Genomic DNA, 20,448 nt, shown 5'->3' on the forward strand with positions numbered 1-20,448 from the left:
GAGCTCGCTCACCGACTTGCCGCGCGGAATCGGCCCAGGATTGCGCCCCAACAGAATGGAAATGCCGTTTTCCACGATGGCAATCTGCTGCTCGATGGCCGGTATCGTGGACTGCGCGAGTTTGTACTGCGACTGCACTTGCGAAAGCTCCGTCTGGGAAACGAGGCCCTTGCGATAGCGCAGCTCGAAAATGCGCAACGTTTCGCCGAAATTATTCGCGGTGGCCCGCGCAATTTCGAGTTGCCGGTCGAGTCCGCGCAGCGTGATGTAGCTGGTCGCCACGCCTGTCACGAGCGAAAGCACGACGCCGCGCTGGGCCTGTTCGCTCGCATAGACCTGCGCCTGTGCGGCTTCGGTCAGGCGCCTTACCCGGCCGAACAGGTCGATTTGCCAGGAAGCGGACAGCGCGCCCTGATAGAGATTGAATACGGGATCGAGCAGCGGCGAGAGCGGCGGCATCCCGACCTCGCTGGTCCGGTTGCGGCTCACGTTCGCGCCATAACCGACTTGCGGCAGACCCTGCGAGCGCGCCGAGCGCAACAGGCCGATGAACTGGTCGACACGCGCCGCAGCGACACGCACATCCAGATTGCCCTCCAGCGCGGCCTGGATCAGATCGTTCAACACCGGATCGTCGAACTGCTCCCACCATGCCGTGTTCACGACGGCTTCGGCCGCGGGCAAATCGACCCGCCACGTTGCGGGCACCGGCACCTCGGGGCGGCTGTAATCTGGGCCCACGCTAAAGCAGCCGACCAGGCAACTGGTAGCGGCGGCAAGTATCGCAGTCCACGTCCGCGTTCTCATGACGTACTCCAGGTTCTGCTGCGACCGCGTCGCATAGGCGCAGGCGGTGCGCTCGTTTGCGCCACACACATCATGCCGCCACCGCCAGCAGGCCGCCGAACAGCAGCGCTGCGAGCAACAGCGTCAGACACGACACGGACCACCCACGCACGAATGCATCCGTACACACCGCGATGCGTGCGGCCTGCGCGCCGCCTCGTTGCAGTCCGCGCAAGAGGCCGCCTACGTCGCCCACGGGCACGGACGGCACGGTCTTGCCCCATCGGCTCCAGCCAATCGCGAGCGCCGCGCCAACGAGTACCGGCCACAGCGCGGACCACAGCGCCGCGGGAGCCAGGGCCTCGGGTAGCGAGCCGACCGGGATACGCAGATACAGCACCCACGGAACGGCCAGCGAGGCCACCACCATTGCGAGCCACGCGCCTCTGAGCGGCCCCGGAGCGCGCGCGTTGTAATGGGTCGTGCCTATCGCGCCGAGACAGCGCACGAAATGAAGCATCAGCAACGTGGTTGCGGCTGAAGACGCCGCAGCCAGCATGCTGGCCAGATCGCCGGACAGCAGATCCTTGGCCGCGTATTTGGCCAGCGAGCCGCCGGTCAACGGCAAGCCGCCGAGGCCGAGCGCGACGATCGCCGTGGGCACCTGCACGAGGCGCAACGATCCGGCGCCCGTCAACGCGACCACGCCCACGGCCAGAAACAGCGTGCCTTTCACGAGCAGATGGTGCGCGGCATAGTAAGCGGCCGCCAGCACGGTGGCGGGATCGCCAGCGGCCAGTCCCATGCCGATCACGGCCATCAGGAAGCCCATCTGGCTCACGCTCGAGTACGCCAGCACGACCTTCGGCTGAAACTGGGTGATGCCGATCGCCACGCCGTAGAACGCGCCGAACATGCCCAGCGCCGCGAATGGAATGCCGAACTGCGGCCATGCACCGTTCGAAGCGAATGGCAGAAAGCGGACCAATGCGATCACACTGGCCTTGACCACCGCGCCGCTCAGCACCGCTGCCGCGGGAATGGGCGCAGCGCGATAGGCGTGCGGCATCCAGAAGTGCAACGGCACCATCCCGGCCTTCATGCCGAGGCCAACCAGCAGCAATAGCACGGTGGCATCGCGCCATGGCGAGCCCGGCAAGGCGGCAGCCGCATCGCGAATCAGCAGGCTGCCGCCGGGCGTAGCCTGTGCCAGCAGGACCAGCCCGCCCAGCACGAAGGCCTCGGCCAGCAAGGCAACGCCAAGATAGAGTGCGCCCGCATAGCGTGCTTCGGGTCCGTCGCCCTGGAGCACCAGCCCGCTGGCGCCGACACTCAATACCGCCAGCATCAGATAGAAGCCAGGCAGATCGGCCGTCAAAAACACGCCCACACTGCCGGTCAAGGCCATGAACCAGCAGACGACAAAACCATCGATATCTTCGCGGCCGCGTACATATCGCGCGGCGTAGATGCCGGCGAAGAACCACAACAGCGCCGCCGTGCCGAGCAGCAACGCGCCCGGCGTATCGAGCGCGAAACGCAGGGCGAACCGGCTGTGGCCGAGCGTCAGCGTTTCGCTCTGCCCCGCCCCGACTGCCGCCGCCAGCGCAGGCAGCGCAGCGATCGCGAACCACGACGGCAAGCGCCTGCGAACAGGCGCGCAAGCGCAAAGCAGCAGCATCAGCAATGGCAAGCCGATGGCGGCGGCGAGCAGACCTTGGGACATGTTCATGGCAACCCCGCCTGCGGCATCACGGTGCGGCCAATCTGCGCCACGTCGACCGGCAGCAGCACGGCGAGGCCAAGCAGGAACGAACACGTTGCGAGGCCGAGCACCGCGAGCTGCTGGTAACGGGGCACCTGCCGTTGCGGCGACCAGCCGGGCGCGGCGGGCTCCATCGCGCGCACCACCACCATGAAGACGTAGACGCTCGTGAGCAGGCCGCCCGCCAGCATCACCAGCGCCCACCACCATTGCCCCGTCGCGAGCGCCGCCGACATCAGCAGCCACTTGGCCAGAAAGCCGCCGGAAGGCGGCAAGCCGATCAGCGTCGCGCCGGCCAGCGCGAATGCCGTCAACGTCATGGGCAAGGCGCGGGCCGCGCCGCGCAGGTCGGCCAGGCGGTCGTGACCCAGCGTGCTATAAATCAGCCCCGCCGCGAGGAACATGGCCGCTTTGGCGCTAGCGTGCGAAATGGCCTGCAACAGGCCGCCCGTGACGGCGCGGGCGCCTTCGTGCTGCGCGGCGAGCGGAAACAGCAGGAACAGGTAGCCGATCTGCGCAACCGTCGAGTAAGCGATCAGGAGCTTCAGACGCGCCTGGCGCAGCGCCACCACGTTGCCGAAGAGGATCGCCATCGCGCCGAGTCCCGCCAGCAGTTGCGCGCTGGATGCGCTCACGATGCCGGCGAAGACATCGAGCCACAATCGCACCACCACGAACCACGATCCCTTGATGACCAAGGCGGACAGCAGCGCGCTGGCGGCGGCGGGCGCGCCCGCGTGCGCGGGCGGCAGCCACAGATGCAGCGGAAAAAGCGCGGTTTTGGCGAGCATGCCTGCCGTCATCAGCGCCAACGCAGTCCAGGCCAGCGGCTGAGCGCCGATCCTCGCCGCAAGCAGCGCGATGTCGAGCGTGCCGTAGGCGCCATACAGCAGAAAAACACCCAGCAGATACAGCATCGAACCGATCAGCGCGTACAGCAGATAACGCAGCGCGGCCTGTAACGTTTCGGCGCGGCCATCGAGGGACACGAGGGGAACGCCGGCAAAAGTCAGCAGTTCGAGCGCGACGTAGAGCGTGAAAATGTCTCCGCTGACGAAGACCAGATTGAGCGCCCCCCATACCGCGAGCAGCAGCAGCCAGAATGCCAGCGGCGCGCGCGCCTCGCTCGTGCCGGACGGCGTGCCGAAATCGCCATTCGCGTAAATGGCCACCGCGCCCACCACCACGGCGACCACCACCATCATGCAGACCGAGAGGCCGTCCGCGCGCAGCACGACGCCCAGGGGCGGCGACCAGCCGCCCAGCAGATAACGCAATGCGTCGCCCGATACCAGCAGCCTGGCCGCAATCTCCAGCACGACGCCGAAACCGAGGGCAATCGTCACCCAGGCCACGCGTTGCGCGTGGCGGCCGCCGAGCGCGAGACCGGCCATCATCCCGGCGAACGGCAACAGAATGGCGAGCGCGAGCAGCAGGCCGCCCGGCGTCGACTGCGCCGTGGGCGCGAGCGTCGTCACGTGGCCTCCGAATTGCGCGTCTGGCCCGACGCCGCATCGCCGTCCGCCGCAAGCGAATTCGAGCCCGTTTCCGAGAACCGGCGCAGCATGAGCCCGACTGCCAGCGCGGAAGCGGCGAACGACACGACGATCGCCGTGATCAGCAGCGCCTGTGGCACCGGATCGCCGGACATGCCCGCGCCCGCCCCACGGTGTGCAATCACGGCACAGGCCAGAAAAACGCCGTTGCCCGTGAGATTGAAGGCCAGCACCTTGCGCAAGGGCTGCGGGTTGACGATCAGGCCGTACAGGCCGAGACCCACGAGGGCGGCAGCGGTCAAGCCGAACAACTGCGAGACGTTCATGGGCTCACCTCCGGCCGCTGGGGTGGCCCGACCAGCAGGAGGACCAGGGTCACGGCAAGCGAAGGCAGCAGCGCGGCTTCGATGACGATGATCCACAGCTTCGCCCGGCCGTCGGGGTACGCCAGAAGCGCGCCCGCGATGACGGCGCCGAGCAGGCCAAGCGCGATGAACACGGCCGGCCCGAGGATCAGCACGGCGCGCAACCAGCGCCGGCTGATCGGTGGCGCATCGCGCAGACCGGACATCATGACGAGCAGCCACATCGCGGCAATCACCGTGGCGCCCTGGAATTTGCCGCCCGGATGATCGGCGCCGACCCAGAAAATATAGATGCCGATCACGACGCCTATTGGCGGCAATACGCGCGCCAGATACACCAGAATGTCGTTGGGGCTCACCACCTGCGCCAGTCCCGGTCTGCCGCCCCAGAAGCGGTCCGGCGCCAGCGACCAGACGCCGACCACGCCCAGCAGCAGCACGATCGCTTCCAGCAGCGTGTCGATCGCGCGGAACGACAGCAGGACCGCCGTGATCGGGTTGCCGACGCCAGTCGCCTGAATGTGCTGCGCCACCTCGGGCGCGAGCGTTGGCGCGGGGTCCGGCAAGTTCCACAGGCAAGCGGCAATCACGACGGCGACGCCCGTGGCGGCGGCTCCTGCCGCGACACGCATTGCGAGACCCGGCTCCTCGGCCTGGGCTGCCGCTTCCGTTGGCTGCAGCCGCGAAGCCGCGCGGATCAGCAGCGCGCCGGTCAAACCCGCACCGATCGCCGCTTCGGTCAACGCGACGTCGACCGCGCGCAGCACGAGCCACGCAAGCGTGAGCAGCAGGCCATAAGGAATGAACCCGGCGACCGCGGCGAACGTATCGCGCACCACGACGGTCCATAGCGCGAGCGCCAGCAGCAGAATCCCGATGCCAAAGGAGATGGCGGAGATCATCTGCCCTCCTCCTGCCGGCGCGCCGCGCGCGCGATGAGCTGCGACACATCGGACGACGTCAGCATTACCAGCAGCCAGACCACGATCAGCTTGAGGGCGATCACGATATGGCCCGTCTGCGGCACGAGGCCCAGCACCACCATGCCTAGGCCCAGATTGTCGGCCTTGGTCAACGCGTGCAGCCGCGTGTACGTGTCCGGGAACCGCAACAGCCCGACCGTACCGGCCACGAAGAAGAAAACGCCGGCCAGCATGGCAACGATCGTGAAGACGTCGGCTGCGGTTTTCATTTCCGGTCCTCCTTCGCGATCTCGCCTTCGGCCTGGCGATCGGCCTTGACGAAGGCCACCGAGGCGAACGCCGCAAGCACGGCGAGCGTCAACGCCACATCCACGACCGCTTCGACGCCGCTTGCCGTGCCGACCAGCAGCAAGGCCGCGATTCCTCCCGTGCCGAACAGTTGCGCGGCCATCATGCGGTCGGCGCGCGTGGGCCCGCGCAGCACGCTCAACAAGCCCACCGCCACCATCAGCAGCACCAGCGCGCAAACGGCAATGAGCACGTCAGCCATGACGGTCACCGCTGACCGAAGCGCCCACCAAAGCACCGGCGAGGCGCCGTTCTTCGTCGGCCAGCTGCTCGGCAACGGGCTGCGAAATGTCGAGGCAGTGGTAGACGAGCCCGTCGGCGGTCTCGTCTACCGGAAGCGACCCTGGCAAGAGACTCGTGATGATGGCGAACCCATTGCGGGCCGTTCCCGGCGGAAAGCCGACACGATAGACCACGATGCCCGGCCGCAAAGGCAGGCGCGGGTCCAATGCGCGGCGCGCTACGTCGATACCCGCGAGCAGCGACTGCAGGAGAAAATGCGGCGCGAATACGAGTAAGGCGCCAAGGCGCAACATGCCTGTGGCGGGAGGCTGCAGACGCAGGCTCATCTGTGTCGCGATGAACGTCGCGATCAGACCGCACGCGAGATCGGCCGGCTTCACGCTCGGCATCAGAATGAACCAAAGCGCCAGAAAACACAGCGCGCGCGCCAGCGCGACGCGCCAATGCGAACGCCAGTCGAGCAGGAAAGCACGCAGCGATGGTGGGCTCATGAACGATGCGCCTCCTCTATGGAAAACCAGCGAGCGCGAACATGGCGGATGGCCCCGGAGGGAATCCGCCCCACGCGGCTTACACCGCCCCGCTCGCCGTACCCGAATGCGATGCCGGCCGGTCTTCCTTGCCGAACACCACCATGTACAGCGCCGGCAGGAACACCAGGGTCAGCAGCGTCGCCACCAGCAACCCGCCCATGATCGCGAAGGCCATGGCGCCCCAGAACACGGTGGGCGCGATCGGGATCAGGCCGAGCACGGTTGAGATCGAGGTCAGCATCATGGGCCGTATGCGCGAAGTGCCCGAGGCGACCACGGCCTCCAGCACACCCATCCCCTCTTGCCGATAGGTCTCGATCTGCACGATCAGGATCAGCCCGTTCTTGGCGATCATGCCGATCAACGCGAGAATGCCCAGAATGGCGACGAAACCCAGCGGCCGGTTGAAGATCAGCAGCGCGAGCACCACGCCGATCAGGCCCAATGGCATCACCGAGACCACCATGGCCAGCCGCTTGAAGCTCACCAGCAGCACCATCATGATCGTGAGCATCAGCACGATCATCACCGGGATCACGGCAAACACCGACGCTTGTGAAATGGCGCTTTCCTCGAAAATGCCGCCGGTCGCGACGTGGTAGCCCTTGGGCAGCTTCGCGCTGAACTCGGCGATCTTCGGCGCGAGCGTGGCGACGACATCGTCCGGCAGCGTGCCATGCATCACGTCGGCGCGCACCGTGAGCGTCGGAACACGGTTGCGCCGCCATACCAGCGGCGACTCCTGCTCCTCCGTGAACGTCGCGAACTGGCTGAGCGGCACCATCCGGCCGCTCGGCGTGGGCACCTGCAGCGTACTCAGCGACTGCACCGTGAGCGGCTGCTCTTCCTGCGCTCGCGCCACGACGTTGACGAGGTAAATGTCGTCGCGTATTTGCGTAAGCGGCGTGCCGGTAATCACGGTGTTCATGATGGCGGCCAGCGCCGCGGAACTCACGCCGAGCTGGCGCGCTTCATCCTGGTTGATGTGGATGCGAATCTGCCGGGCCGGCTCCATCCAGTCGAAATTGATGTGGCGCGCGCGCTCGTCGGAACCCACGATAGCGGCCAGATCGAGTGCGGTCCTGCGCACCTGCGCCGGGTCGGGACCCGACACGCGATACTGCAGCGGCCACCCCACCGGCGGCCCCAGTTCCAGCGGCGACACGCGCGCGACGATGCCGGGAAACTGGTCGCTCAGCGTCTTCTCCAGCTTCGATTGCAGCCGGTCCCGTGCTTCGAGATTCTTCGCGACCACAATGATCTGCGCGAAAAACGGATTGGGCAGCTGAACATTGAGCGTGAGAATGAAACGCACGGCGCCGCGGCCCACATAGCTGCTGAAGTGATCGACATCGGGATCGCTTTTCAACATGGCTTCGAGCCGCGCGACTTGCGCCTCGGTCGCGTGGATCGAAGCGTTCTGGCGCAAGGTCAGATCCACCGTGAGTTCGGGCCGGTCCGATGCGGGGAAGAACTGCCGCGGCACGAACCGCACGAGGAAGATCGACACCACGAACGCCGCGAGCGTGATGGCGATCGTCAACCCCTTTAGCCGCAGCGCGCCACGCAGAAAGCGGTCATAGGCCATGAGCATCTTGCCGGGCTTGCGCGGCTCCTTCTCCGGCTTGGGCGCTTTCAGGATCACCACGCCGACGAGCGGCGAGAAAATCACCGCGCCGAACCACGACGCGAGCAGTGCGATCGCGACCACCGCAAAAATGGAAAACGTATACTCGCCCGCCGAACTCTTCGCGAAGCCGATCGGCACGAAACTGGAGATCGACACGAGCGTGCCGATCAGCATCGGCGCGGCCAGCGTGCGGTACGCGAACGTCGCGGCCTGATCCTTGCTGTCGCCGGCGGCGAGCCGGTTGATCATGGCGTCGACCGTGGTCATGGCGTCGTCGACCAGCAGGGTCAGCGCAATGATCAGGGCCCCTAACGACACCCGGTGCAGGTCGATATGCACGGCGTCCATGATCGCGAATACGATCGCGAGCGTGAGGGGAATCGACAGCGCCACCACCGTCCCGGGCCGCACCCCCAGACTCAGGAAGCTGCACACCAGAATGATGATGATGGCCTGCCAGAGCGACGCCATGAAGTCGTTGATTGCGACATCGACAGTATCCGACTGATTGGCGACGAGGAACGGCTCGATGCCGGCGGGCAGGTTCGCGGTGGCGTCGGCCATCTCGGCCTTCAGGTTGTGGCCGAGCGCGAGGATGTCGCCCGAATCGCGCATCGCAATCGCGAGACCGATGGCCGGCTTGCCGTTCACACGGAACATCGGCTGCGGAGGATCGGCGAAGCCGCGCCTCACGGTGGCGATGTCGCCGAGGCGAACGATGCGACCGCCGAGCACCAGGTTGACATCCTCGATGTCGCGTTCGGAATCGAAGGCGCCCGTCACCCTGAAGAACACCCGCTCCTGCCCGGTTTGCAGGACGCCGGTCGGCCTGATGAGATTTTGCGCTCTCAATGCCGCGACGATGGTCGGGTAATCCAGGCGCAAGCCCGCAAGACGCGTGGTCGAGAACTCGATGTAGATCTGTTCGTCCTGCGCGCCCAGCACCTCGATCTTCGACACGTCGGGCACGAGCAGCAGGCGCGAGCGGATCGCCTCGACGTGATCGCGCAACTCGCGCATGTTGTAGCCGTCGGCGGTGAAGCCGTAGATGATGCCGTAGGTGTCGCCGAAGTCGTCGTTGAAGAACGGCCCGAGCGTGCCGGCCGGGAGCGTTAGCCGCATGTCGTCCACGTTCTTGCGCACCTGGTACCAGATGTTCTGGACCTCGGAGGGCGGCGTGGATTGCAGAAGATCGACGAAGATCGTCGTCTGGCCCGCTGTCGTATAGCTGCGTATGCGATCGAGATGGCGGGTCTCCTGCAACGTGCGCTCGAGCCGCTCGGTGACCTGCGAGAGGGTGTCGTCGACTGTCGCGCCCGGCCACGCGGCGGCCACGATCATGGTGCGAAAGGTAAAAACCGGATCTTCGGCACGCCCCAACCGCAAGAATGACAGCGTTCCCGCCACCAGTGCGGCGATCATCAGGAACACCACCAGGGGGCGCTTCGAAAGCGCCCACTCGGAGAGATTCGGGCCAATCACCTGGGAGCCTCGGTCCAGTTAATTTTTTGTCCCGGCCGCAATGCCTGAACACCGGCAGTCACGACCACGTCGCCGGTGGCGAGGCCCTGGGAAACCTGAACGCGGTCCTCGCCATACGCCTGAAGCTCGACCTCACGCACCGAAACCGTCCCCGTCTTCGTATCGATCACCCAGACTGCCGGTTTGCCGCCGGGCTGGATCAGCGCGCTCGAGGGAATTTCGATGGCCGGCGCGCGCTGCAGCGTCATGTGGCCAATGACCGTGCTGCCAAGGCGCATGGCAGCCGGTGGATTGAGAACCTGAACCCGGACCGCAAAGGTTCCGGTCACCGGGTCGGCCCGGGGCGATACTTCGCGCACCTTACCAACGGCGGTGACCTCAGGGTTGCTGGCAAGCGCGATGACAATGTCGGGGTTGCCAGGCGCGACATCCTTGATCGCGGCGGGCACATCGAATACGGCATCCACCGCGCCTTCGCGAGCGATCTGCACGACCATGCGGCCAGCCGGAACCACCTCGCCCGGCTCCGCCCCGCGCGCCGTGACCACGCCCGCAACGTCGGAAACCAGATCGGTGTAGCTGAGCCGGTTCTGCGCGATGCTGACCAACGACTGCGCCGAATCGACTTGCGACTGGGTGATCTTCGCCATCGCTTCCGATTGTTCGAACGAAGCGCGCGACACGGCATGCTCCGCAAGCAGATCGCGCATGCGGGTGAACATGGTGCGCGCTTCCAGGGCTTGTGCCTGGGCCGCGGCCAGTTGCGCCCGCGCGGACTGCAGGCTGCTTTCCTCGTTCATCCGGTCGAGCCGCGCCAGCACCTGGCCCGCCCGCACGCGGTCCCCGACATCGACGTTGCGGGACGTCATTCTTCCGTCGATACGGAACGACTGATTGATCTCGGCCTGCGCCTGCAACCTTCCGGTCAAGGAGATAGTGGTTCCCGCCTCCTGCTTTTCCACCCTGACGGCGCGTACCGGGCGGACCTCCGTCACCGGCGCTTCTTCGCCTTTACGGCAGCCCGTCAGTGAGCCTGCCGCCAATACGCACAGCACCGCACTCAGCGTCACGGCCAAAGGCAGGGAAACCGCTCGACCCGTAGCATGATTCGCACACACTGGCGTATTCCTCTGAATCCCTGGAGCGGCTGCCCGCGTCCACCCTGAAATGACTTCGCGCCTTGTTGCCGCCTTGCCGGGCGCGCCGGGGTATCCATCCGAAAACAAAACGATTCAAGCGCTAGCCCATCGCGCGCACGTTCTCCGCGCACCGCTCGAGGGACATCGGAAGGCGCCGTACCTGAATACGAAAAGTGCTAGACGATGAACACCCTGATCGAAATGATCCGGGGGGCGAACGTCGCGATGGTGTTGATGAAAGCGGCCTGCTTTACGCCGCGCAGAATGAGAAAGCGAAACAGCCGGATAGCAATCGAAGCCACGACGATAGTCGTGACCGTGTTGCTGTCGCCGAAAGCGGGGAAAAATACGCCCGGCATGGCCTTGATCGGCACCCAGTACGAAACGTTGCCAACACAACTGCCGATCGCGGCGCCCGCCATGCCCCCGGCTAGCATTGCGGTCAAGTGCAGCGGCCAACGGCACGCGACTCATCTTCTGCCCGGTATCGGCCATCGGTTTCCTCGCTTTGTCCGGAACTTCGCGTTATCGAGAGACCAACCGCACCTGCGTTCACTTCATCGGGTCACGCGCACCGAGTTGTTGCCGAGCAGGACACGCACACGGTCGCCCGGCACGAACTGCTGATCCGCATCCTGAACCACCGACATCAGTTGCCCCGAATCCAGACGCACCACGATTTCGAGGCCCGCGCGCTGCGTGACGCGCTGCTCCACGGCATTGCCTGCCGCGCCGCCCAGCACGGCGCCGCCGATGCCCGCCGCAACCGAACCCGTGCCGCGCCCGATGTTGCTGCCTGCCGCGATACCGCCGAGCGCGCCGCCGGTTATCGCACCAATGCCGGTCGGGCCCGGCTGGATCGAGACGGGCCTCACGTTTTCAACGACACCGAGCTCGACCACCATCACCTGCTGCGCCTGTGCAGGCGTAAAGGTGGAGCCCGAAGTTGGGGCCTCGCAGGCGGAAAGCGCGAGCGTTGCAATCAGCAAAGGGACAAACGCGCGGCCAGCACCTCGCATGCCAGTCTCCTTGTCAGCGTCACCGGAGCGGACCCTGTGACGGCAATCGAAAGACAGTCTTTGCCACGAGGCATCGTGCGTATCCGGCTTCCAGAGCGCCGCACGATCCCGATAGAGACCGGATCACGCACGAAGATTCAGGAATTGTGCGCACGCGTAAAGACTAGCCGGTTTTAGAAGGGAACGCTCGGTGAGTGGATAAACCGGCGTTCACCATTTTGTCAGCTGCATGTTATGTCTCTTTTCGACAAATTGGCTGTCTTCACAGACAGCGGAATGCAGATGGTTGGTTTGCCAACATTTATGCGCCTCGCTTTTGTGCATGCTTCCTAAGCCCCGATAAATGAATGTCTGCAAATATCCAGGCGTTGGCTCGCGCCCTCGTAATACTGTCTAAATCGCGGGCCGCGTCCGGAACGGGACTCGCGGGTTCGTCGTCATGTTGATGGGAACCAGTGAACGCGTAGTGGGCCAGCTCTCAATATCAGGAATCCTTAGCGTCTGATGACGGATTGCGACTGTGCTTACGGCCGAGACAACCTTGTGCGCGTCCTCCGGCATCGTTTCCATATGGCATCCCTGCGCCGGGCCGTGCTCACTCTCCAGCAGCGCCCGCGCGTAGGCGTCAGAGACGGCACCGAACCCCGCCGGCAAGGTCGCCCCAAGGTGCGGACCGCTGCTCCCATGAAACATCGCCAGCTCTGCGCGCTCGCGAAAAGCCACGTTAGGGCAAACCCCTCTTTCGCTGCGCCGGAATAACGATATAAAAATCCATTATTTGGAAAACGCATTCTGAACGCGTAAGAATGCGAATTCTGAATTCTTACGCGCCGGGACACCCACGGAAGATGGAACTACGCCAGCTCGAAGCCTTCGCCGCAGTGATCACGGCCGGCAGCGTCACCGCCGCCGGCCGTTTGCTGGGGCGCTCGCAGCCCGCGATCACGCGGCTGATCCAGGAGCTCGAAACCGAGGTCGGCTATCCGCTGTTCACGCGCAATGGCCCGCGCGTCACGCCCACCGAGCAAGGCATCCAGCTCTACGAGGACGTCGAGCACGTGCTGACGGGCGTTCATCAGATCCAGAAGCGCGCCGGCGAGATCGGCCGCGGCGAAACCCGGCCGCTGCGCATCGCCGCCACTTCCGCGCTCGCCGCCGGCCTCGTGCCCGCAGCGCTCGCGCGCACCGAACTCGCGGGCGCCGCGCAGACGATCCAGCTGCGCAGCCTGCCCCCCGAGCAGGTCGTGCACGATGTCTTGACCGGCGCGGCGGACATTGGCGTGGCGAGCCTGCCGCTCGAGCACCGCGGCGTGGTCGTGCACTGGATCGGGCAATCCGCGTGCGTGGCCGCGCTGCGCGACGACGATCCCCTCGCGCGCCATGACCGGCTGCCGCTTTCGGCCTGCGCGGGCCGGCGCATCGTCACGATGCAGAACCCCTATCGCCTGCGCCGCCGCCTCGACCACGCGTTCGCGCAAGCCGACGTCACGCCAGCCGGTCTGATCGAAACGAATTCGTCGATGAACGCGCTGACCGCGGTTCGCGCCGGACTCGGCATCTCGGTGCTCGAACCGGTCACGGCCTACGGCATGCCGCTTGCCGGCGTGGCGATCCGCACGATCGACGCCGACATTCCGTACTTCTTTGGCGTGATCTCGCGCGACGCGATCGCGCTGCCCCCCGTGGCCGCGACGCTCATCGACGCGCTCGCCGACGCAGCGCGCGCCGTGCTGCCCGATTTCACGCTGCGCGCGAGCGCCGAGCACGCCCAAGTCCTGCAGTCGCTCTATGGCGACCTGCCTGCCAACAAGGAATCCTTGCCGTAATGAATCCGACCACTCCACCGTCCGCTGGTCTCGCCGCGCTCGAAGCCCGCCTGCGCGAAGATCTCGCGTGGCTCGAACTGCCCCCGAAGCGCTGGATTCCCGAGCGCACCCACGACGGCCGCCCCGTGGTCAATGTGGCGATTGTCGGCGGCGGTATGGCTGGGCTTGCGCTCGCCGCCGCGCTCGACCATCTCGGCATCGACGCCGTCATCTACGATCAGTCGCCGCGCGGCTTCGAAGGCCCATGGGCCACCACCGCGCGCATGGAAACGCTCCGTTCTCCGAAGCAGCTCACGGGCCCCGCGCTCGGCCTGCCCTCGCTCACGTTCCGCGCGTGGTTCGAAGCGCAGTTCGGCGGCGAGGCGTGGGAGGCGCTCGACAAGATCCCGCGCCTGCAATGGATGGACTATCTGCGCTGGTATCGCGATGTACTCGACATCGATGTGCGCAACGAACACCGGGTCACCGCAATCACGCCGCGCGCGGACGGCGGCGTGGCGCTGTCTGTCACGAGCCCCGGCGGCAGCGAGACTGTGTTTGCGCGCCACGTTGTCCTCGCGACGGGCCGCGACGGCCTGGGTGGGCCTTCCGTACCTGCATTCGCGCGTGATCTGCCGCGCCGCTTCTATGCCCACTCTTCCGATGTGCTGGACTACGGCACGCTGCGCGGCAAGCGCGTAGGCGTTGTCGGCGCGGGTGCGTCGGCCATGGACAGCGCGGCAACGGCGCTCGAAGCGGGTGCAGCGTCGGTCGATCTGCTGATTCGCCGCGCGGACATCCCGCGCATCAATAAAGGCAAAGGCGCGGGTAATCCGGGCCTCACGCACGGCCATGTCGCGCTTGCCGATGACTGGAAATGGCGCATCCGCCACTACATCAACGTGCAGCAGGTGCCGCCGCCGCGCGGCAGTACGTTGCGCGTGTCGCGCCACGCCAACGCCCGCTTCAACCTCGGTGCGCCAGTCACCGGCATCGAGCAGGTGGACGACGAACTGTACGTAAGCACCCCGAAGGGTGTCTTCGTGCTGGACTTTCTCGTGTTCGCAACAGGCTTCCGTATCGATCTGGCGAGCCGCCCCGAATTCGCGCCGTTCGCCCGCCACGTGCGCGCGTGGAAGGACCGCTACGCGCCGCCCGCAGGCGACGATGACATTGAGCTTGCCGATTCGCCCGACCTCGGGCCCGCCTTCGAGTTCCAGGAAAAGACACCCGGCGCGTGCCCCGGACTCGAGCGCATTCACTGCTTTTGCGCGCCCGCGACGCTCTCGCACGGCGCGCTGTCGGGCGACATCCCGGCCGTCAGCGAAGGCGCGAAGCGGCTCGCACAGGGGCTTGCCGCAACGTTCTATCGTGAGGACGTCGAACTGCATTACGCCAACATGGCGGCTTTCGCCGAGCCGGAAGTCGAAGGCGACGAATGGACAGCCGCCCCACCGCCCCCGGCGCTTGCCGAGCGCGAAGCGAAATGAAAATGAGCGTGTGAATCTGCAGTTTTCCGGAGTTGACCATGACATACGACACTGACGACGACATCATCGATCGCGTCGCCGACCTCACGCCCGGTTCGGCCACACATGCATTGCGGCACCAGCGCGCCAAGGTGGTGGAAGCGACCCAGGGCAGCTACGACGCGCTGTTCGATCCCGCGCTCGGCGGCCTCACGCTCGTCGAGCGCTTGCTCGTCGCGCTCTACGCGAGCCGCCTCGCGCCCTCCCCGGCGCTCGTTGCCCACTACCGCGGCGAACTGGCCGCACACGAAGTCGATGCGGCGGCGCTCGCCGCCGTGCAAACGGGTGCACCCGAGGACCTCCCTGCCCCGCGCCTGCGCGCGATCCTCGCATTCACGCGCACGCTGATCGAAAATCCGGTCGCTGGCGACAAGGCCGCGCTGCAGACGCTGCCCGCCGCCGGCTTGACGACACCCGCCGTCGTCTCACTCGCGCAGCTGATCGCCTTTCTGTCGTACCAGACGCGCCTCGTCGCGGGTCTGCAAGCCCTCAAGCAGCTGGAGCGCGCATCATGACCGACGTCATCCGTTCGCACGGCTTCACGAACGAATCGCTGGAATGGGACGCGTGGCTCGACGTGGTCGATCTCGACCATGCCACGGCGGAACAGATTACCGTTCTCGAAGAAAGCCATCCCAAGGCGAAAGTCTCGGACTACTACCGATTTCTCGTCCATCAACCCGAGATCCTGCGGCAGCGCTCCGCCGCGTTCAACGCGATCATGTACGCACCCGGCGGCTTGCCTCGCGCGGAACGGGAGCTTTCGACCACCGTGGTTTCGCGGCTCAACGGCTGTGTGTATTGCGCATCGGTGCATGCCCAGCGTTTCGAGCAGCTCGCCAAGCGCAACGACGTGATCCGCCAGGTCTTCGCCGACCCGCACAGCGCCGGTACGACGAAGCGCGAAGAGGCGATTGCGCGTTTCTCGGCTGCGCTGACCGAGCGCCCGAACGAGATTGACGCCGACCAGCTGCAAGCGTTGCGCGAGGCCGGGCTCACTGACGCTGAAATACTCGACCTGATCCATTCGATCGCCATTTTCGCGTGGGCGAACCGGCTGATGCTCAATCTCGGCGAACCCGTGTTTCCCGAGCCGGCAACCGCCGCCTGACCGAAGCATGCTGGACCGCCCTTCAACCAATATCCGGGGATAGCCGATGGACACTCAACCAGGCATCAAGCCCGTCATCGTGGCCGCCGTGCTGGCCAATGCGATGGAGTGGTTCGATTTCACCATCTTCGCAGCGATGACGCCGATCATCAGCAAGCTGTTTTTTCCGGTCTCGCACGGCGCAGCGGGAGCGGATCTGAATGCGATCCTGCTAACCACGGCTCTCTTCGGCGCAGGCTTTTTCATGCGCCCCGTGGGCGGCCTGCTGCTCGGCCTCTACGGCGATAAATATGGCCGCAAGGCGGGCATGACGCTCGGCATGGGCATCATGGCGCTGGCCGCCGCGATCATGACCTTCGCGCCGACCTACGCGACGGCCGGCCTCGCGGCGCCGCTGCTGATGCTGGTGGCCCGGCTCCTGCAAGGTTTTTCGATAGGCGGTGAATTCGGCACTTCCACGGCGTTCCTGATCGAACTGGCGCCGCCTAATCGCACCGGCTTCTACGGATCGTGGCAAATGAGCGGGCAGCTTATGTCGACGATGCTGGGCGCCGCGCTCGGCATGGTGGTCACGCAGGTGTTCACGCCCGAGCAACAGCTCGCGGGCGCCTGGCGCATCCCGTTCGCGGTGGGCCTGCTCATTGCGCCGCTGACCATCTACCTGCGCCGCCATGCAAGCGAAACCTATGCGCGCATCCACGCCACGCCGCGCGCCCGGACGACGGATGCGGCTGCCGTCAAGCGCGGGCTGCCAGACTATCTGATCGGCATGGGCATGGTGGTGGCGAGCACCGTTACCTTCTACGTCACGTTCGGCTATACCGTCACCTACGCGAAGCAGGTTCTCAAGCTGCCCGTTTCGGAAAGCTTCATGGTGCAAATGATCGCGGCCATCGTCATGCTGATCGTGACGCCGCTCGCGGGGGCGCTATCTGACCGCTACGACCGCAAGACGCTGCTGGTCGGGTCGCTGGGCGCCTACCTGGTTGCGATCTATCCGCTCTATGCGTGGGTCGTGGCGGCGCCGTCCGTGCCCCGGCTCCTCGTCACGCAAATCGTGATCGGCGTGCTCAGCGCGACCTTCCTCGGCGTCTATTGCACGACGCTTGCCGAGATGTTCCCCAAGCGCACGCGCGCGACGTCGCTCGCCGTGGTCAATAACGTTGTTGTCCTGATCTTTGGCGGCTTTGCACAGACTTTCGTGACGTGGCTCATTGCGCTCACGGGTTCGCCGCTGGCGCCGGTGCTCTATGTGATGATCGGCATCGCGCTCAGTCTCGTAGCTGTCATGGCGCTGAAGCCGGGCCATTTCAGGCAGCGCAGCGCGAGCGCCGCTCAAACCATGGGATGATGCGGTGGCGACAGGAGCGTGGCGTGACGCGAGTCAGCCCTCACGTCACCTTCCTGTAGCGAGAATTCCGCCGTCGTCCGGCTCCGTCTGTGCGTTTTGCGTGTTCTCCACGCGTTCGATCTGCACTCGCATCGACCGTGCTTCCGTCAACCCCAGGGTCTTCGCGGCGGCATAAGAGAGATCGATGATTCGGCCTTTCACGTAGGGGCCGCGATCGTTGATGCGCACGACAACCGACTTTCCGGTTGCCATCGACCTCACGCGCACGTAGCTGCCAAGCGGCAATGTACGATGCGCAGCCGTCAATGAGCCGGCATCAAAGCGTTCTCCGTTGGCGGTCTGCCGCCCCTGGAATTTTTCCGCATACCACGACGCCTCGCCGGATTGCACCACCTCGTGCCGCGTGCGACAGGAATCCACGCTGCATGCCGTTTGTCTGGGCGCGATCTGACCACACGCCGTAAAGAAGGCGCAGATTGCACAAACTCCCACATAGCGCAGCGATGGCTTCATAGACCACATATTAGTCAATGAGCGGCGATTAAACGTTTTCAAGTTTCGGAGCATTCCGCGTGCCCGGGTAAGTCGAGCCGGGCCGAAATTCTGGCAACTTTTCAGGTTTCTTGCAATGGGCCTGTCAGTCCGGCCCTCATTTTGCTGCCGGTAACGAACCCAAACAAAGCCCCTCCATTCGGAGGAAGGGCTTCGTCAACGCAATGGTTTATTGACCGAAGTAAATCGGCTTCATGCTGTCGCCGGTTGCGGCAGCGGGCGCACCAGACGCCGACGTCCCGCCAACCATTCCGCCGTAGCTGTTCCCGCCGTTCTGCGCGGCCACGCGCGCTTCGGCAGCCTGGATGTCGGCTGGATAGTTTGTGTTGTCGCCGTCACCTGGGTGGTAGCCAGCCTGTTCCAGCTGCACGAGTTCGGCGCGGACCTGCTCGGGAGTCACGGCGGCGTTCGATTGTGCGAACGAAGCCACCGGAGCAGACAGAATGGTAAGGATAACGAATGTTTTATCTAGCGATTTCATGATGAGCTACCTCTAAGGATTGCCATGTGGGGTGCAACAGGCCTTCTTGTCTGCACAAAAAAGCCGCTTCACTTCGCTCATTTCCTCCTCTATCGAGGGCCTGCTCGAAGCGGGCACCTTCGCCTCGTTGCAAGACCGGGCCGAACCTACGCGCAGGCGCAATACGCTCTCGCTATGTTTTTCCCGCGCCCCCGATCGCCTCCATCAATCGATGGGGGCCAGAAATGGGTAGCTCATCGTTGAATACCCGTTCAATATTTCCGCCATGTTCCTGCTTGTACTGCCCTGCTCCCGGTACCCGAGCCGCCCGAAGTGCAGGCGGAACCGTGGTTACGCTGCCACCATTCATGGTGATCGAAGTTGCGCAGAAGATCGGCCCGACGACGCTCACGAAGGTAGTGCGCCGTCACGCCAGCCAGCGCGATCACAATCACGATCGCGCCGGCAGCGGTACATAGCCACGTTTGGTCCACATCAGCCCCCCGCGGTTACACCGCTGTGCTTTGTATGCCGCTGGCACTCAGCCGTGGTAGTAGCCGTCGCTAACGGAGTTTTGCAGCACGCCGTCGACATACACGGCGACCGGGTCGCCGTCGGCGGAGGTGAGGATCGAGCCGGGGTGCGAGCCGATGATCTTCATCCGGCCACCTTGAAACCTGGCCATTGCTTCGTGATCGAGCGCTTGCGACTTCTGAAGATCGCGGATGGTCAACGTAGTCATGATGGGTCTCCTCGAACAGGACGGTTGCAGGATGCGTCAAGCGGCCAGCCGCTCGCGCCACACCATGCAGATGTCATGCCATCGGGGCACCATCCGCGCAAAGCCCGACCCAGCGTGCATACGCGACGATGCGAGTTTGGGCGCGGCCATCACCTGGCCGAGAGATGTCGGGGAATCGCCGACAGGCGGGCCGCGCCGCGTGGCGGTCGTCTTGTTTCGGTCGTTCGTGGGCAGCCGAACCTGGGTCTGAACGGCTGAGTGATACGCTAGGCAGTCACGGCGGTGCTGTCTTGTGCAACGCACGATCGCCAATCGATTTCCGCCTGGGTCCGAGGTAACGATGTGGATCTTCCGTGTTCATGAGCCCCGCCTCGGAGGGCTGCGCATTCGTGAATGGCGCCGCGAGGTGCGCCTGACCATTGCGCTTCTCGCCCTGCTGCTCGTTGGCGCGGCCACCGGGTTGGCCCTGCTCGACCAGTCCGGTGCTCCGCTTTCCGGCAAAGTATTTACGGCCCTTTGGGACGGATTCAATCTCGTCACGACACTCGGCGACTTTACGGAGTTCAATCCGAGTCAGAAGATCTTCATGCTGCTCGCCATGTCGGCGACGATGGTGATTGGCGGATTCGCGGTTTCCAGGCTCACTGGCATGTTATCGAGCGACGACGTGCTGGCTTATCGGGAGAACAGGCTTATGGAACGCAAGCTCGGGCATCTAGCGAATCATGTTGTGCTGGTTGGATTCCATTCGCTTGGCGAACTGGTCGCCAACCGCTTGCGCGAAGCAGGAGAGACGGTGCTCGTCGTCGTGGGCGACCAGGAGCAGGCGCACCGGGCGGCGGATCGCGGACTGATGGTGGTTCTGGGTCCCCCGGACGTATTCGACGACGTGCTCAGGCGCGCGCGGCTCGATAGCGCCAAAGCACTGATCGTGACAACGCCCGACAGCAACAACAATCTGGCGATCACCTTGCTGGCGCATACGCTGAACGCTTCGCTTGCGATTGTCGTGCCCGGCGAAAATCCCTTGAGAAAGGCGCTATTCGAAAGCGCCGGAGCGTCCGACGTCGTCATCGGCGAGGAGATCGTGGCGAATGCGCTGGTCGGCAAGCTCACGGACCGTGTGGAGGCAGCGGCAGCGCGACCTCCACGATCATAGTGGCTGGCGT

Annotated in this window: 22 protein-coding genes; 7 read left to right on the forward strand and 15 right to left on the reverse strand. The window is 65.0% G+C overall.

Annotated elements, in window-relative coordinates:
• From U5A52_RS38140 to U5A52_RS38195, 12 genes are all read right to left on the reverse strand, one after another.
• Positions 1-807, reverse strand: an 807-nt coding sequence (locus tag U5A52_RS38140) for a TolC family protein (RefSeq protein ID WP_321939279.1), incomplete at its 3' end; no start/stop codon positions are given.
• 70 nt (positions 808-877) lie between these two features.
• On the reverse strand, positions 878-2,518 hold the full coding sequence (locus U5A52_RS38145) for a proton-conducting transporter membrane subunit (RefSeq protein ID WP_321939281.1): 1,641 nt from the start codon (positions 2,516-2,518) through the stop codon (positions 878-880).
• Positions 2,515-4,029: a complex I subunit 5 family protein gene (locus tag U5A52_RS38150; protein WP_321915820.1), complete on the reverse strand. Its 1,515-nt coding sequence runs from the start codon at positions 4,027-4,029 to the stop codon at positions 2,515-2,517. The genes U5A52_RS38145 and U5A52_RS38150 overlap by 4 nt, the downstream gene beginning before the upstream one ends.
• Positions 4,026-4,373, reverse strand: a complete 348-nt coding sequence (locus tag U5A52_RS38155; RefSeq protein WP_321915819.1) for an NADH-quinone oxidoreductase subunit K — start codon at positions 4,371-4,373, stop codon at positions 4,026-4,028. Before U5A52_RS38155 ends, U5A52_RS38150 begins: the two co-directional genes overlap by 4 nt.
• Positions 4,370-5,314: a hydrogenase subunit MbhD domain-containing protein gene (locus tag U5A52_RS38160; protein ID WP_321939283.1), complete on the reverse strand. Its 945-nt coding sequence runs from the start codon at positions 5,312-5,314 to the stop codon at positions 4,370-4,372. The genes U5A52_RS38155 and U5A52_RS38160 overlap by 4 nt, the downstream gene beginning before the upstream one ends.
• Positions 5,311-5,604: a monovalent cation/H(+) antiporter subunit G gene (gene mnhG, locus U5A52_RS38165; protein ID WP_321915817.1), complete on the reverse strand. Its 294-nt coding sequence runs from the start codon at positions 5,602-5,604 to the stop codon at positions 5,311-5,313. The genes U5A52_RS38160 and mnhG overlap by 4 nt, the downstream gene beginning before the upstream one ends.
• Positions 5,601-5,885 (reverse strand): monovalent cation/H+ antiporter complex subunit F, encoded by a 285-nt coding sequence (locus U5A52_RS38170; protein ID WP_321915816.1) that lies wholly within the window; start codon positions 5,883-5,885, stop codon positions 5,601-5,603. The genes mnhG and U5A52_RS38170 overlap by 4 nt, the downstream gene beginning before the upstream one ends.
• Positions 5,878-6,417 (reverse strand): Na+/H+ antiporter subunit E, encoded by a 540-nt coding sequence (locus tag U5A52_RS38175; RefSeq protein ID WP_321939284.1) that lies wholly within the window; start codon positions 6,415-6,417, stop codon positions 5,878-5,880. The genes U5A52_RS38170 and U5A52_RS38175 overlap by 8 nt, the downstream gene beginning before the upstream one ends.
• Positions 6,418-6,496: 79 nt before the next feature.
• Positions 6,497-9,571, reverse strand: a complete 3,075-nt coding sequence (locus U5A52_RS38180; protein ID WP_321915814.1) for an efflux RND transporter permease subunit — start codon at positions 9,569-9,571, stop codon at positions 6,497-6,499.
• Positions 9,568-10,641, reverse strand: coding sequence for an efflux RND transporter periplasmic adaptor subunit (locus U5A52_RS38185; RefSeq protein ID WP_321939345.1), 1,074 nt, complete (start codon positions 10,639-10,641; stop codon positions 9,568-9,570). Before U5A52_RS38185 ends, U5A52_RS38180 begins: the two co-directional genes overlap by 4 nt.
• A 245-nt stretch (positions 10,642-10,886) precedes the next feature.
• Positions 10,887-11,156: a hypothetical protein gene (locus U5A52_RS38190; RefSeq protein ID WP_321939286.1), complete on the reverse strand. Its 270-nt coding sequence runs from the start codon at positions 11,154-11,156 to the stop codon at positions 10,887-10,889.
• 111 nt (positions 11,157-11,267) lie between these two features.
• Positions 11,268-11,729: a hypothetical protein gene (locus U5A52_RS38195; protein WP_321915812.1), complete on the reverse strand. Its 462-nt coding sequence runs from the start codon at positions 11,727-11,729 to the stop codon at positions 11,268-11,270.
• A gap of 848 nt (positions 11,730-12,577) precedes the next feature.
• On the opposite strand from U5A52_RS38195, the gene U5A52_RS38200 reads away from it, so the two are divergent.
• From U5A52_RS38200 to U5A52_RS38220, 5 genes are read left to right on the forward strand one after another with little or no spacing between them, the layout of a single operon-like run.
• A complete protein-coding gene (locus U5A52_RS38200) occupies positions 12,578-13,555 on the forward strand; it encodes a LysR family transcriptional regulator (RefSeq protein ID WP_321939288.1) in 978 nt (325 codons plus the stop codon).
• On the forward strand, positions 13,555-15,024 hold the full coding sequence (locus tag U5A52_RS38205; protein WP_321915810.1) for an NAD(P)/FAD-dependent oxidoreductase: 1,470 nt from the start codon (positions 13,555-13,557) through the stop codon (positions 15,022-15,024). Before U5A52_RS38200 ends, U5A52_RS38205 begins: the two co-directional genes overlap by 1 nt.
• 38 nt (positions 15,025-15,062) lie before the next feature.
• A complete protein-coding gene (locus tag U5A52_RS38210; RefSeq protein WP_321915809.1) occupies positions 15,063-15,578 on the forward strand; it encodes a CMD domain protein in 516 nt (171 codons plus the stop codon).
• Positions 15,575-16,174 carry a peroxidase-related enzyme gene (locus tag U5A52_RS38215; RefSeq protein ID WP_321915808.1) on the forward strand — a complete coding sequence of 200 codons (600 nt, stop codon included), beginning with the start codon at positions 15,575-15,577 and terminating at the stop codon, positions 16,172-16,174. The genes U5A52_RS38210 and U5A52_RS38215 overlap by 4 nt, the downstream gene beginning before the upstream one ends.
• Positions 16,175-16,220: 46 nt before the next feature.
• Positions 16,221-17,525, forward strand: a complete 1,305-nt coding sequence (locus tag U5A52_RS38220) for an MFS transporter (protein WP_321915807.1) — start codon at positions 16,221-16,223, stop codon at positions 17,523-17,525.
• Positions 17,526-17,570: 45 nt separating this feature from the next.
• On the opposite strand, the gene U5A52_RS38225 is transcribed toward U5A52_RS38220, so the two are convergent.
• Both U5A52_RS38225 and U5A52_RS38230 read right to left on the reverse strand, forming a co-directional pair.
• Positions 17,571-18,080 (reverse strand): septal ring lytic transglycosylase RlpA family protein, encoded by a 510-nt coding sequence (locus U5A52_RS38225; protein ID WP_321939290.1) that lies wholly within the window; start codon positions 18,078-18,080, stop codon positions 17,571-17,573.
• A 166-nt stretch (positions 18,081-18,246) separates the two neighbouring features.
• Entirely contained in the window at positions 18,247-18,558 is a 312-nt protein-coding gene (locus tag U5A52_RS38230; RefSeq protein ID WP_321939292.1) for a DUF4148 domain-containing protein, read from the reverse strand.
• Positions 18,559-18,884: 326 nt separating this feature from the next.
• Here U5A52_RS38230 and U5A52_RS38235 point away from each other — a divergent pair, with 326 nt between their 5' ends.
• Positions 18,885-19,016, forward strand: a complete 132-nt coding sequence (locus U5A52_RS38235) for a hypothetical protein (RefSeq protein WP_321915804.1) — start codon at positions 18,885-18,887, stop codon at positions 19,014-19,016.
• A 62-nt stretch (positions 19,017-19,078) separates the two neighbouring features.
• On the opposite strand, the gene U5A52_RS38240 is transcribed toward U5A52_RS38235, so the two are convergent.
• The gene (locus U5A52_RS38240) at positions 19,079-19,279 is read right to left on the reverse strand and encodes a hypothetical protein (RefSeq protein ID WP_321915803.1); all 201 of its coding nucleotides are present in this window, start codon (positions 19,277-19,279) and stop codon (positions 19,079-19,081) included.
• A gap of 340 nt (positions 19,280-19,619) precedes the next feature.
• Here U5A52_RS38240 and U5A52_RS38245 point away from each other — a divergent pair, with 340 nt between their 5' ends.
• Positions 19,620-20,438, forward strand: coding sequence for an NAD(P)-binding protein (locus tag U5A52_RS38245; RefSeq protein ID WP_321939294.1), 819 nt, complete (start codon positions 19,620-19,622; stop codon positions 20,436-20,438).
• Positions 20,439-20,448 lie beyond the last annotated feature (10 nt).

The sequence above is a fragment of the Paraburkholderia sp. J8-2 genome (assembly GCF_905220195.1).
Taxonomy (GTDB): Bacteria; Pseudomonadota; Gammaproteobacteria; order Burkholderiales; family Burkholderiaceae; genus Paraburkholderia.

What these genes read in the sequence shown, in the direction of transcription:
- U5A52_RS38175 (WP_321939284.1), bottom strand. Translation starts at nt 6,417, where the DNA reads ATGAGCCCACCATCGCTGCGTGCTTTCCTGCTCGACTGGCGTTCGCAT.
- U5A52_RS38145 (WP_321939281.1), bottom strand. Translation starts at nt 2,518, where the DNA reads ATGAACATGTCCCAAGGTCTGCTCGCCGCCGCCATCGGCTTGCCATTG.
- U5A52_RS38195 (WP_321915812.1), bottom strand. Translation starts at nt 11,729, where the DNA reads ATGCGAGGTGCTGGCCGCGCGTTTGTCCCTTTGCTGATTGCAACGCTC.
- U5A52_RS38210 (WP_321915809.1), top strand. Translation starts at nt 15,063, where the DNA reads ATGACATACGACACTGACGACGACATCATCGATCGCGTCGCCGACCTC.
- U5A52_RS38200 (WP_321939288.1), top strand. Translation starts at nt 12,578, where the DNA reads ATGGAACTACGCCAGCTCGAAGCCTTCGCCGCAGTGATCACGGCCGGC.
- U5A52_RS38215 (WP_321915808.1), top strand. Translation starts at nt 15,575, where the DNA reads ATGACCGACGTCATCCGTTCGCACGGCTTCACGAACGAATCGCTGGAA.
- U5A52_RS38220 (WP_321915807.1), top strand. Translation starts at nt 16,221, where the DNA reads ATGGACACTCAACCAGGCATCAAGCCCGTCATCGTGGCCGCCGTGCTG.
- U5A52_RS38245 (WP_321939294.1), top strand. Translation starts at nt 19,620, where the DNA reads ATGTGGATCTTCCGTGTTCATGAGCCCCGCCTCGGAGGGCTGCGCATT.
- U5A52_RS38230 (WP_321939292.1), bottom strand. Translation starts at nt 18,558, where the DNA reads ATGAAATCGCTAGATAAAACATTCGTTATCCTTACCATTCTGTCTGCT.
- mnhG (WP_321915817.1), bottom strand. Translation starts at nt 5,604, where the DNA reads ATGAAAACCGCAGCCGACGTCTTCACGATCGTTGCCATGCTGGCCGGC.
- U5A52_RS38155 (WP_321915819.1), bottom strand. Translation starts at nt 4,373, where the DNA reads ATGAACGTCTCGCAGTTGTTCGGCTTGACCGCTGCCGCCCTCGTGGGT.
- U5A52_RS38240 (WP_321915803.1), bottom strand. Translation starts at nt 19,279, where the DNA reads ATGACTACGTTGACCATCCGCGATCTTCAGAAGTCGCAAGCGCTCGAT.
- U5A52_RS38170 (WP_321915816.1), bottom strand. Translation starts at nt 5,885, where the DNA reads ATGGCTGACGTGCTCATTGCCGTTTGCGCGCTGGTGCTGCTGATGGTG.
- U5A52_RS38205 (WP_321915810.1), top strand. Translation starts at nt 13,555, where the DNA reads ATGAATCCGACCACTCCACCGTCCGCTGGTCTCGCCGCGCTCGAAGCC.
- U5A52_RS38160 (WP_321939283.1), bottom strand. Translation starts at nt 5,314, where the DNA reads ATGATCTCCGCCATCTCCTTTGGCATCGGGATTCTGCTGCTGGCGCTC.